A 12,039-nucleotide genomic window follows, 5' to 3' on the forward strand; every position below is an offset into this window, starting at 1 on the left:
AAGCTCGCAGCTGCCTTCATACCGCCACCTCTTGGGTGTCGGCATTGGTTTTGCCAAAGCGTCGGCCCAGACGGTCGAAATACAGGTAGATCACCGGTGTGGTGAACAGCGTCAGCACCTGACTCACCAACAAACCACCGACCATCACCAGCCCCAGCGGTTGGCGCAGCTCAGCCCCGGAACCGGTGGCGAGCATCAATGGCACGGCACCGAACAGCGCCGCCAGCGTGGTCATCAGGATCGGTCGGAAACGCAGCAGCGCCGCTTGATAGATCGCCTCCTGCGGCGCCATGCCCTGATTGCGTTCCGCGTCGAGGGCGAAGTCGATCATCATGATCGCGTTCTTCTTGACGATGCCGATCAGCAGAATGATGCCGATGATCGCGATCATGCCCAGGTCGTTGCCACTGAGCAGCAATGCCAGCAACGCACCGACCGCCGCTGACGGCAGAGTCGAGAGAATGGTGATCGGGTGGATATAGCTCTCGTACAGCACGCCGAGCACGATGTACATGGTCACCACCGCCGCCAGAATCAGCAGCAAGGTGCTCGACAGCGATGCCTGGAACGCTTCGGCCGCGCCCTGGAACTGGGTCTGCACGCCGACCGGCATGCCGATGTCTTTCTGCACCTGTTCGATGACGTCCACCGCATGCCCCAGCGCTACGCCCGGTGCGAGGTTGAACGACATCATCACCGCCGGGAACTGGCCGATGTGGGTGATCGCCAGTTGCGCCTGGCGTTCCTCGACGTGAGCCAGACTCGACAGGCGCACCTGCGCGCCGTCAGTGGTCTTGACGTGAATCTGATCCAGCGCCTGCGGCCCGATCCTTTCCCCGGACTGCGCCTGCAGCACCACGCGGTACTGGCTGGCCTGAGTGTAAATGGTCGAGATCTGCCGCTGGCCGAAGGCGTCGTACAGCGCATCGGTGATGTTCGCCACCGACACACCGAGGCGCGACGCCGCATCACGGTCGATCACCAGATAAACCTGCAAACCCTTGTCCTGCAAGTCACTGGCGACGTCGGTCAGTTCCGGACGTTGCGCCAGGGCCTGGACCAATCTGCCACTCCATTGGCTCAGCAGCTCGGCGTCTGGCGAGGACATGCTGAACTGGTACTGGGTGCGGCTGACGCGGTCTTCGATGGTCAGGTCCTGCACCGGTTGCATGTACAGACGAATGCCGACCAGTTTGTCCAGTTGCGGTTGCAGGCGCGCGATGATTTCGGTGGCGGTGAGATCACGCTCGCTGTGGGGTTTGAGATTGATCAACAACCGGCCGCTGTTGAGCGTGGCGTTATCGCCATCGACGCCAATGTAAGACGACAGGCTCTGCACTGCCGGGTCTTCAAGAATTACCTTGGCCAAGGCCTGTTGACGCTCACCCATGGCGGCGAAGGAAATCGACTGCGGCGCTTCGGAAATACCCTGAATCACCCCGGTGTCCTGCACCGGGAAGAAGCCCTTCGGCACGACCATATAGAGGAACACAGTCAATGCCAGAGTGCCGATGGCGACCAGCAACGTCAGCGGCTGATGCTTGAGCACCCAGCGCAGCATCCGACCGTACTCGGCGATCATCCAGTCGATACACGCGCCGCTGGCCCGGTAGAACCGGCCCTGCTCATGCTCCTCGGGTTCGCGCTTGAGCAGACGCGCGCACATCATTGGCGTCAGGGTCAGCGAGACCACGAGGGAAATCAGGATCGCCACCGCCAGGGTGATGGCGAACTCGCGGAACAGCCGCCCGACCACGTCGGCCATGAACAGCAGCGGGATCAGCACGGCTATCAGCGACAGGGTCAGGGAAATCAGGGTGAAGCCGATCTGCTTCGCGCCTTTTAGCGCGGCCTGCATCGGGCTGTCGCCCTCCTCAATGAAGCGCGAGATGTTTTCCAGCATCACGATCGCATCATCGACCACGAAACCGGTGGCGATGGTCAGCGCCATCAGGGTCAGGTTATTGACCGAGAATCCGGCGAGATACATCACGCCGAACGTGCCGATCAGCGACAGCGGCACAGCCACCGACGGAATGATCGTCGCGCTGAAACGGCGCAGAAACAGGAACGTCACCATGACCACCAACGCGATGGCGATCAGCAGTTCGTGCTGCACGTCGGTGACCGAGGCGCGAATGGTTTGGGTACGATCGGTGAGCACAGTGACTTCGAGGCCGGCCGGCAAATTGTCGGTGATGCTTGGCAGCAAGGCTTTGATCCGGTCGACCACCTCGATGACGTTAGCGCCCGGTTGACGCTGAATGTTCAGCAGCACGGCCTGATTCAGGTTGGCCCACGCGGCCAGGCGCTCGTTCTCGGCGCCATCGACAATTTCCGCGACATCCTTGAGCCGCAACGGCGCGCCGTTCTTGTAGGCGAGGATCAGGTTGGCGTAATCCTCGGGCGACGTCAGTTGGTCATTGGCATCGAGCATCGACACCCGGGTCGGGCCGTCGAAGTTACCTTTCGGCTGGTTGACGTTCGAGGCGCCGATCAAGGTGCGCACGTCCGACAGGTTCAGGCCATTGGCGGCCAACGCCTCCGGGTTGACCTTGATCCGCACGGCCTGACGCTGACCGCCGGCGATGCTGACCATGCCGACGCCGCTGATCTGGGCGATTTTCTGCGCCATGCGCGTATCGACCAGGTCATTGAGCTTGGGCAGCAGCATGGTTTTCGAGGTGATGGCCAGGGTCAGCACCGGGGTGTCCGCGGGGTTGACCTTGTTGTAAACCGGCGGCGCCGGCAAGTCGGTCGGTAACAGATTGGTCGCAGCATTGATTGCCGCTTGCACCTGCTGCTCGGCGACGTCCATGTTGATGTCGAGGCTGAAACGCAGGGTCAGCACCGAGGCACCGCCGGAGCTGGTCGAGGCCATTTGTGTCAGCCCCGGCATCTGCCCGAATTGACGCTCAAGCGGCGCAGTGACGGCGCTGGTCATCACGTCCGGACTGGCCCCGGGATACAGGGTCATGACGCGGATGGTCGGGTAATCGACCTGCGGCAAGGCGGACACTGGCAGCAGGCGATAAGCGATCAGGCCGGCCAGCACAATGGCCAGCATGCTCAGGGTAGTGGCTACCGGACGAAGGATGAACAGCCGCGAAATGTTCATGCGCCCTTCTTGGCCTTGTCAGTAACAGCGGCATCAGTCGGGGTGGCGGCGGACTTGCCTTGCAGGTGTTCGGTCGGTGTGGTCGGCACTTGATTGCTGTCGTTGACCACCTCCACTTCGCTGCCTTCCTTGAGGCGGTCGGTGCCTTCCAGCACTACGCGGTCGCCAGCGGCCAGGCCTTCAGTGATCACGGTGTTTTCACCGTCACTGGCGCCGATCTTCAACTGACGGATCGTGACTTTCTTGTCGCCATCCAGCGCGTAGACGAAAGTGCCGTTGGTGCCGAACTGAATCGCAGCGGACGGTGCCAACACGACGTTTTTCAGGGTGTCGGCCAGCAGGTGCACGTTGACGAACTGATTGGGGAACAGCGACTGATCACGGTTATCGTAACGAGCCTTGAATTTCAGGGTGCCGGTGGCCACATCGATCTGGTTGTCGAGGCTTTGCAGCACACCGGTGGCTTGCAGTTTGGTGTCGCCGCGATCCCACGCTTCAGCCGGCAGCTTGGCGCCGCTGCGGTAGCGGGCGAGCACGGTTTCGAGGTTGTTTTCCGGCAGGGTGAAGGCGACGCTGATCGGCTGAGTCTGGGTGATCACCGCCAGAAACGTGGTGTCGTTGGCCGCAACGAGGTTGCCGACGTCCACTTGACGCAGACCGACACGACCGGCAATTGGAGCGCGGATTTTAGTAAATTCGAGATTGAGTTTCGCGTCGTTGACAGCCGCCTGGTTGGTCTTGACCGTGCCCAGATACTGGCCGACCAGCGCTTCGGCGGTGTCCAGGGTCTGTTTGGCAATGCTGTCTTCCTTGAACAGACCGCGATAGCGCTCGACATCAACCTGTGCGTTTTTCAGTTGCGCCTGATTCTGCATCAAAGTGCCTTGCGCCTGAAGCAAGGCGTTCTGGTAGGAGCGCGGGTCGATCTCGGCAAGCAAATCGCCCGCCTTGACCATCTGGCCTTCCTCGAAATGGATTTTCACCAATTCGCCACCCACTCGACTGCGCACGTTAATGGTGTTGAGCGCAGTGACGGTGCCGAGCGCTTTGTAATACAGCGCAAAGTCACCCGTGACCGCCGGCGCCACGCGCACAGGAATTGGCCCTGTGCCGCCGCCGAAGCCCGGCCGCATCATCCCGGAACGCCCGGCATGTCCGGCTGCAGCCTTCTCGCCGCCCTCCTTGTCGGCTGAACCGGCGGGCCAGAATTTCCAGCACAGTACGGCGATAACCAACAAGACAAGCAGGCTGAACAGCCAGCGACGGGAGTTGCGGGGAGACGATTGCATGGAGTGATTAACCATTGGGCGCGTGGGCTTCTTCTACGGGAGGCTGAACGATAAGCACTGACGGGAATTAAGCAAAGCAGCTTTACCGGCAATTTACCTTCAACTTACGTTTCAAGGTGTGAGTCAAAACACTGATACACAAATGAAAACGGCCTGGACAGGGCCAGGCCGTTAACAATTGTAAAAGCGCTGTTGCGCAGTTTACTTCAGTACCGCCAGAGCAGCGTCGTAGTTCGGCTCTTCAGCGATTTCCTGGACCAGTTCGCTGTGCAGGACGTTGTCGTTCTCGTCCAGTACTACCACGGCACGGGCGGTCAGGCCTTTCAGCGGGCCGTCGGCGATGGCCACACCGTAGTTCTCGATAAACTCGGCGCCACGCAGGGTCGACAGGTTCTGGACGTTTTCCAGACCTTCGGCACCGCAGAAACGCGCCTGGGCGAACGGCAGGTCAGCCGAGATGCACAGCACCACGGTGTTGCTGATGTCGTTGGCCTGGGCGTTGAACTTGCGCACGGAGGTAGCGCAGGTCGGGGTGTCGACGCTTGGGAAGATGTTCAGCACTTTGCGCTTGCCGGCGAAGTCTTTCAGGGTGACGTCGGACAGATTGCCGGCAACCAGGGAAAAGGCTGGCGCCTTGGAACCGGCTTGTGGCAACTGGCCGTTGACTTGAACCGGGTTGCCTTTGAGGGTGACTTGAGCCATGACTTGAGTCCTTCTGAACGTTGTTTTAGAAAATCACGCAGGGGCCGAAGTTAACCACGAAATTGTTCGACAACCTATGCCCGCGCAGAAATTGTCATGTTCTGAAATGCAAAACTGCACACAACTCGTCCCCCCCTGCGGACGCTGCGAAACGCTGCGATCTTTTGATCTTGAAACAGCAAAATCGAAAGATCGCAGCCTTCGGCAGCGCCTACGCTGGTAAGCGGTTATTTACCCGCTTTCAGCTTGAGAAACGACTGATGCAGATCCGAAGCCCAGCCATCGATCACGGCTTTGACGTCATTGGTCTGCATCACTTGCGAGTCGTTCTCCAGCGGTTTGCCAGTCCCTTTACGCACGACCTGAGCGACGACCTTGTTGGTGGCGCCATCCATGAACACCGCTTCAGTGGCCAGGGTAGTTTCCTGATCGCGGATCCCCGTGGCGGTGCTCACTGCCGCCGCCACCAGTGCAATCGGGATCACTTCATAAACCTGCAGGCCTTTGGTCTTGCTGCTCACAGCAGTGATCGCCGGACGCACGACAATCACCCCGGGACCAGGGCCGGTGGCGATTGGCAACGACTTGCCGAGCTCACGCTTGAGCGCCTGATCGTAGTAGCTGGTAATGCCGTTGAGCGTCTGTTGCGGGACCTTTGCGGTCGCTTGTGGTTTGGGGTAGAGCTGGCTCGGCTCGACGTAAACGCTGGTGAATTTGTTGACGTCGAGTTTCGGGTCCATCCAGCGCATCACCTCGGCGCCGGACGGTGACTTGGCCTCCTTCAGCTGACTGTAGTCCTTGAGAAACCCCGAATATTCATCGGGAGCGACGGTTTTGCTTGAGCAGCCCACCACGCCGAGGGTGGCGATGCACAGCGTGCCCATCATTACTGCTAGCTTCATGCTGTAACTCCTGTCAGAAGGCCTGAATGTATTGCTTGAGGGGGAGTTACAGGTATAGCTAAAACCGCAGCAATTGCGATTTGAAACCACAAAAAAAGCGTGATTCTGGAGGGATCGCCCCAAGGTACAAACGGTAGAACCGCAATGCGCGGCTCTCGCGGTGCAAAACGGCAAGGCACCAAGGGCGCAGGGGCTGTTTGCAGGGTTGGAAGAGGATGAACATGGGGTGGCGCGGCGCTGAAGTGACAGGCTGAAGATTGTTGCCTCTCACCCTAGCCCTCTCCCGAGGGAGAGGGGACCGATGGGGGGAAGCTCAGGAGATTCACCGACGTGAACGATGTGCTGTGAATCCATTGTCGACCCGGTCTTTCAAGTCGGTGTAGATCGTCGCACTACTCGATCAGTCCCCTCCCTCCGGGCGGTCCGACGTTTCGGGAGGGTCGGGGTGAGGGGTTTTTGATCTTCAGCCCGTCACCAGGAAGAAGTTTCACCGCTGCGCAACGCTATCTCTCGCCGAGTATTGGCGCGCATCGCTTTGTACAACGACACCGTGCCCACCAGCAAAATCGCAGCGCCAAACAGGAAGTCGATGTTGTACAACCGGAAATCCTCCACCGGCCCGATCAGCAGCACCCGCACCAGGGCAACACCCACCAGCGTGGCGAGGAAGTCGATCCCCGGCTCTTCGCGATAGAACACCAGCAACAGCGGCAGACACAGCACCAGCAGAAACAACAGCACCACGGCTTTGAAGGAGCCCTTGCGTTCAACGCTGAACGCGCATTCGTGCGGGCCATAGGCCTTGTAATCCTCGTCGCGGATCATCGAGGTTTGCTCGGCGATGTAGTCGACGCGGTTGTACTTCTGGATCGGCGTGAACGTGTTGGACATCTCCATCAGCGTGGTGATGTTCTTGAAGCGCAGGTCGATGCGCTCGCTGCCCTTGAGGTAATACAGCACCGGTTTGTAGCCGTAACGGTAGGTGTCGAACGGGAACGCGGTGACCTGCCCCTGCACGCCTATCGGACGCGGTTCAAGTTCGGCAAATGCGCTTTTGTTGGTGGCTGAGAGGTTGCGACTCAGGGGCTGGACCTTGACCTGCTCAAGGAAGATCGGCGTCGCGCCATAGGACCACTGCAACGGTTCCAGACGCAGACGCAGTTCGTTGCGGCCCAGATCGTAGCGGTTGAACGTGCGTTCGGAGACCACCAGTGAACCGCTGAGCATGAACTCGCCACGCAGGTTGTTGGTGACGCGCAAGGTCAGTTGATCCTTGCCCAGCAGCGCCGCTTCAGTGGACGGCGGTGTGCCACACCAGGCGGTGCTTTCGCCGACACCGCCGAGTTGGCCGTCGCGGTTTTGATTGAATACATAAAAGTAACTGGCCCACAGCGTCAGCATCAACAGCAGCGCGGTGAGGCCCAGGATTTTCTTGCCCGGACTCACTGATCAGACTCCCTTCTTCGGTTCTACCGTCCAGCCGAAAACCCGCTGGCGACGGCGACTCTACCAAAAGGCCACCATCGACCCAAGGAAAAATCCCGAATGAGCCAGGGTTCTAGGGGTTTCCCCGGTATGGCTCGATCTTTTGATTCATTAGCGTCTACGAAACAGTGGGCGTGGTTCAGTCACTGAGCGGCCATACAGCACGCTCATCCCTGCCAACCCCTTCAGCGCATCGTCAGCCGATTTGTTTTTTCGCACGGCAAAGCTGTCGAATCCGCACTGGCGCATATGGCTCCCACAGTTTTCGTAACACCACTATGACGCTACGGCGCAGCGCGTTACAGATTCACCTGAGAGCATAAAAACCGTATCAGGGCGCGGCAGATGGCCGCAGGCAGCACTTCAATCTGATCCGCACAAATGAAAGATTCCTGAGCCTGTTTTGTTTCCGGTGGGGTTTCTACAGTGCAACCCATGCCAGACCGGGTGGCCTGGCAAGACTTTGCAACCGTGGAAGAACTGACCATGAGCACAGCAATAATCGGACAGGCTTATAACTACAAGGTCGTCCGCCAATTCGTCATCGCGACTGTTTTCTGGGGTGTCGTGGGCATGGCGATGGGGGTATGGATCGCCTCGCAACTGGTATGGCCACAGATGAATCTGGACCTGCCGTGGACCACCTTCGGCCGCTTGCGACCGTTGCACACCAGCCTGGTGATTTTCGGTTTCGCCGGCAGCGCGCAATTCGCTGCCAGTTACTACGCCGTGCAGCGTACCTGTCAGGTGCGGCTGTATTCGGACAAACTCGCCGCGTTCACCTTCTGGGGCTGGCAATCGGTGATCGTGATCATGCTGATCACCCTGCCGCTGGGCTACACCACCACCAAGGAATACGCCGAGATCGAATTCTCCGGTGCCGTGTGGATGGCCGTGGTCTGGGTCGCCTACGCCGTGGTCTTCTTCACCACTGTGGTGCAGCGCAAAACCAAACACATCTACGTCGGCAACTGGTTCTTCGGCGCGTTCATCCTGGTGATCGCCATGCTGCACGTGGTCAACCACCTGTCGATTCCGGTCGACTGGTTCAAATCCTATCCGGTGTATTCCGGCGCAACCGATGCCATGGTGCAGTGGTGGTACGGGCACAATGCGGTGGGGTTCTTTCTGACCACAGGCTTCCTCGGGATGATGTATTACTTCGTGCCAAAACAGGTCAATCGGCCGGTGTATTCGTACCGGTTGTCGATCGTGCATTTCTGGGCGCTGATCACCCTGTACATCTGGGCCGGCCCGCACCACTTGCACTACACCGCGCTGCCAGACTGGGCGCAGTCGCTGGGCATGGCGATGTCGCTGATCCTGCTGGCGCCGAGCTGGGGCGGGATGATCAACGGGATGATGACGCTCTCGGGCGCCTGGCATAAGTTGCGTACCGACCCGATCCTGCGCTTTCTGGTGCTGTCGCTGGCGTTCTACGGGATGTCGACCTTTGAAGGTCCGATGATGGCGATCAAAACCGTCAACGCCCTCTCCCATTACACCGACTGGACCATCGGCCACGTTCACGCCGGGGCACTCGGCTGGGTGGCAATGATCACCTTCGGTGCGACGTATCACATGGTGCCGAAAGTGTTTGGCCGCGAACAGATGTACAGCACGCCGCTGATCAACCTGCACTTCTGGCTGGCGACCATTGGCACGGTCCTTTATATCGCTTCGATGTGGGTGAACGGCATCACCCAGGGCCTGATGTGGCGGGCGATCAATGAGGACGGCACGCTGACCTATTCGTTTGTCGAGGCGCTGCAGGCCAGCCATCCGGGGTTCATCGTGCGCTTTGCTGGTGGGGTGTTCTTCCTGACCGGGATGCTGCTGATGGCCTACAACATCTGGCGCACCGTGCGGGTCGCGGACGTGGCACTGGCACACCGTGAAGCGCAGATCGCCTGAGGCAGGGAGCCGGGTCATGTTCGAATTTTTCTTGAATGGGTTGGGCGTGGTGTTTCTGTGGCTGGCGGTGGAGTATTGCTTGCGCCGTGAAACCGAAGACAGTCTGGATGAGGCGAGCATGATGCCGTTTGCCGATGACCCGGAGATGGCGCGAAGGGTTGAGCTGGCCACGGGCAAGGCTGTGAAAGCGGTGGCGCCGGAGGTGGGGAAGCCGGGTTGGGTCAATCTGGAGATGTGAGGGGTGTCAGTTGGAATGCCCTCACCCTAACCCTCTCCCACAGGGAGAGGGGACTGACCGAGGGGTTTATACGAGCTACGTCGACCTGACATATCGAGAGTGAGTGCCCTATCAAAAACAGCAAAATCTGCTCAACTCCCCGCCGAATACAGACATTGACAACAACAAAGATCTGCTCCCTTCCCCGCCGTACGCAGACTCTGACAACAACAAAGATCTGCTCCCTTCCCCGCCGAACGCTGATTCCGAAAACACTGAAGATCTGCTCCCTTTCCCCCTCGCCCCCTTGGGGGAGAGGGTTGGGGTGAGGGGGTTAGCTCTTGATCTTAACCGCGGTCGCGAGGAATAAGACTCTGCAACTGCAACGCCAGAAAATCCGCATCAAACGCAAAGGTATCCGGGTCTTTCAGGCCGTTGGTCTTGCGCCACTGCCACTCCCCGTCCGGCAGGCCCACCAGCGAAATACTGCCGTAGCGCGCCGCTGTCAAACCCATCACCGCCAACGAAATCTGTCCCGAGCTACCCATCACATCGGGCACGAACTCCACCGGTTTGCCGGCAATCACAATGGTCAGTTTCTCGGTCTTGAAGGTTGAAGTCTCGACCGGTGTGCTCGGGCCGAACGCAACATACGCCTCACGGCTGACCTCCAGCAAACCCGGTGCCTGCAACGGCTCAAGCCATTGCTGGATCTGCCCGAACAATTCGGTAATCCGTGTCGCCCATACCTGCGACTGCGTTTCGAACAGTTGCTTCTTGTGCGACTCACTCTCGGCATAGTGACGAAGCATTTCGCCCAGTTGTTGTACGTCGTTCATGGGTACATTCCTCTGAGGAGCCTGCGATACCTGATAGTGACAGATCGAAGCACCGGCGTACGTTTAACCTCGAAAGCGCCCACCGAAACACTTTGCCGATGGATGATCGGTACAGTTAATTTGCGCTGGCGCGCGCGGGTGAACAAATAGACACTCGGCTCCGGCCCAGCCTTTCGCCTGGGCACCTGCCTGGGGAAATCGAATGCGCACCATCGGCCTGATCGGCGGCATGAGCTGGGAGTCCAGCGCCGAATACTATCGCATCATCAATCAGCAAATCCGCGATCAGCTCGGCCCGCTGCGGTCGGCTAAGTTGCTGATGTACAGCGTCGACTTCGGCCCGGTCGAACAGGCCCAGCATGCCGGGCGTTGGGACGACGCGGCTGCGATTCTGGTGGACGCCGCGCGCAGGCTCGAAGGGGGCGGCGCCGAATGTGTGGTGCTGTGTACCAACACCATGCACAAGGTGGCCGAACAGATTCAGGCGGCAGTCAGCATTCCGTTTTTGCACATTGCCGAACCGGCAGCGCAAGCGGCGCTGAAGATCGAGGCGCGTACGGTCGGGCTGTTGGGCACGGCGTTCACCATGGAGCAGGATTTTCTCAAGCAGCGCTTGATCGCCCAAGGCTTGACGGTCGTGGTGCCGGACGACGCTGAGCGCAAAGAAGTGCACCGGATCATCTACGACGAACTCTGCGTCGGCGTGATCAGCGAGGCGTCGCGCAAGATCTACCAGCAGGTAATCGAATCCCTGACCGCTCGCGGCGCCCAGGCAATCATTCTGGGCTGCACGGAAATCGGCATGCTGATCAAACCCGAACACAGCGCCCTGCCCCTGCTCGACACCACCGAGCTGCATGCGCAGTCGGCGGTGGCGTTCGCGCTGGGCGACTGAGTCAGGTTGTCGGACGATTGCGCAGGCGGGCCATGCTCAGGGTGTCGACCCATTGCCCGTCGCGTACCGCGTAATCACGGAACAGGCCTTCGGTCTCGAAACCGAACTTGCGGTAGAGACCGATGGCCGCCTCGTTGTCGGCGTACACCGACAGCTCGACGCGGTGCAGATTCATCCAGTTGTCGACCACATCCAGCGCTGCCGCCAACAACGTCGAACCGACGCCCTTGCCCTGCCACGCGGTCGCGACACCCATGCCGAAGCTGCCGGCGTGGCTGCGGCGAATCCGCGAAAAATGCTCCAGGCCCAAGTGACCGATCACTACGCCCTGATGCAGCGCCACCAGTTTCACCGCCCGCTCGTTATCGGCTTGGATCCGCTGGCGCCACACCTCGGCGGACTGAAACGGCATCTGCAACACCTGCCGGGCGACCGCGGCATCGTTGTACAGTGCGGTGACACCCTCGACGTGGGATTCGTTGAAGCGCTCGAGGTGAATGGCGGGGTCGTGGTCAGGCATGGCGGATCCTTCCTGGATCGATGTGTGGCTGACCACTCTAAACCGCCCATTATCCATTTGGCGAGATCAAAAACTGTGGGAGCGAGCTTGCTCGCCAAGGCGGCGTGTCATTAAGCATTCATGCCGACTGATCGAACGCATTCGCGAGCAAGCTCGCT

10 protein-coding genes and 1 pseudogene are annotated in these 12,039 nt (G+C 59.7%); 3 read left to right on the forward strand and 8 right to left on the reverse strand.

Annotated features, from left to right (window positions below):
* Nucleotides 1-16: 16 nt before the first annotated feature.
* From AB4P91_RS20030 to AB4P91_RS20055, 6 genes and pseudogenes are all read right to left on the reverse strand, one after another.
* Nucleotides 17-3,118, reverse strand: coding sequence for an MdtB/MuxB family multidrug efflux RND transporter permease subunit (locus tag AB4P91_RS20030; RefSeq protein ID WP_395603494.1), 3,102 nt, complete (start codon nt 3,116-3,118; stop codon nt 17-19).
* Nucleotides 3,115-4,422, reverse strand: coding sequence for an MdtA/MuxA family multidrug efflux RND transporter periplasmic adaptor subunit (locus AB4P91_RS20035; RefSeq protein WP_395603495.1), 1,308 nt, complete (start codon nt 4,420-4,422; stop codon nt 3,115-3,117). The genes AB4P91_RS20030 and AB4P91_RS20035 overlap by 4 nt, the downstream gene beginning before the upstream one ends.
* A 186-nt stretch (nt 4,423-4,608) precedes the next feature.
* The gene (gene tpx, locus AB4P91_RS20040) at nt 4,609-5,109 is read right to left on the reverse strand and encodes a thiol peroxidase (RefSeq protein WP_150591703.1); all 501 of its coding nucleotides are present in this window, start codon (nt 5,107-5,109) and stop codon (nt 4,609-4,611) included.
* Nucleotides 5,110-5,336: 227 nt separating this feature from the next.
* Entirely contained in the window at nt 5,337-6,011 is a 675-nt protein-coding gene (locus AB4P91_RS20045) for a DUF3313 domain-containing protein (RefSeq protein ID WP_395603496.1), read from the reverse strand.
* A gap of 471 nt (nt 6,012-6,482) precedes the next feature.
* Complete coding sequence (locus AB4P91_RS20050) at nt 6,483-7,457, reverse strand: hypothetical protein (protein ID WP_150591701.1); 975 nt, start codon at nt 7,455-7,457, stop codon at nt 6,483-6,485.
* Between the two features lie 150 nt (nt 7,458-7,607).
* Nucleotides 7,608-7,751: pseudogene (locus AB4P91_RS20055) on the reverse strand (DUF934 domain-containing protein); the annotation flags it as partial.
* A gap of 231 nt (nt 7,752-7,982) precedes the next feature.
* Here AB4P91_RS20055 and ccoN point away from each other — a divergent pair.
* Both ccoN and AB4P91_RS20065 read left to right on the forward strand, forming a co-directional pair.
* The gene (gene ccoN / locus AB4P91_RS20060) at nt 7,983-9,410 is read left to right on the forward strand and encodes a cytochrome-c oxidase, cbb3-type subunit I (protein WP_395603497.1); all 1,428 of its coding nucleotides are present in this window, start codon (nt 7,983-7,985) and stop codon (nt 9,408-9,410) included.
* 16 nt (nt 9,411-9,426) lie between these two features.
* Nucleotides 9,427-9,648 (forward strand): cbb3-type cytochrome c oxidase subunit 3, encoded by a 222-nt coding sequence (locus tag AB4P91_RS20065; RefSeq protein ID WP_395603498.1) that lies wholly within the window; start codon nt 9,427-9,429, stop codon nt 9,646-9,648.
* A 326-nt stretch (nt 9,649-9,974) separates the two neighbouring features.
* Here AB4P91_RS20065 and AB4P91_RS20070 read toward each other — a convergent pair whose 3' ends face one another.
* The gene (locus AB4P91_RS20070) at nt 9,975-10,466 is read right to left on the reverse strand and encodes a hypothetical protein (RefSeq protein ID WP_395603499.1); all 492 of its coding nucleotides are present in this window, start codon (nt 10,464-10,466) and stop codon (nt 9,975-9,977) included.
* Nucleotides 10,467-10,668: 202 nt separating this feature from the next.
* Between AB4P91_RS20070 and AB4P91_RS20075 the strand changes: the two genes are divergently transcribed.
* A complete protein-coding gene (locus AB4P91_RS20075; RefSeq protein WP_395603500.1) occupies nt 10,669-11,361 on the forward strand; it encodes an aspartate/glutamate racemase family protein in 693 nt (230 codons plus the stop codon).
* A 1-nt stretch (nt 11,362) separates the two neighbouring features.
* On the opposite strand, the gene AB4P91_RS20080 is transcribed toward AB4P91_RS20075, so the two are convergent.
* The gene (locus AB4P91_RS20080; RefSeq protein ID WP_395603501.1) at nt 11,363-11,881 is read right to left on the reverse strand and encodes a GNAT family N-acetyltransferase; all 519 of its coding nucleotides are present in this window, start codon (nt 11,879-11,881) and stop codon (nt 11,363-11,365) included.
* Between the last annotated feature and the right edge of the window lie 158 nt (nt 11,882-12,039).

The sequence above is a fragment of the Pseudomonas sp. B21128 genome (genome assembly GCF_044218865.1).
In the GTDB taxonomy this organism is placed as follows: Bacteria; Pseudomonadota; Gammaproteobacteria; order Pseudomonadales; family Pseudomonadaceae; genus Aquipseudomonas; species Aquipseudomonas iridis.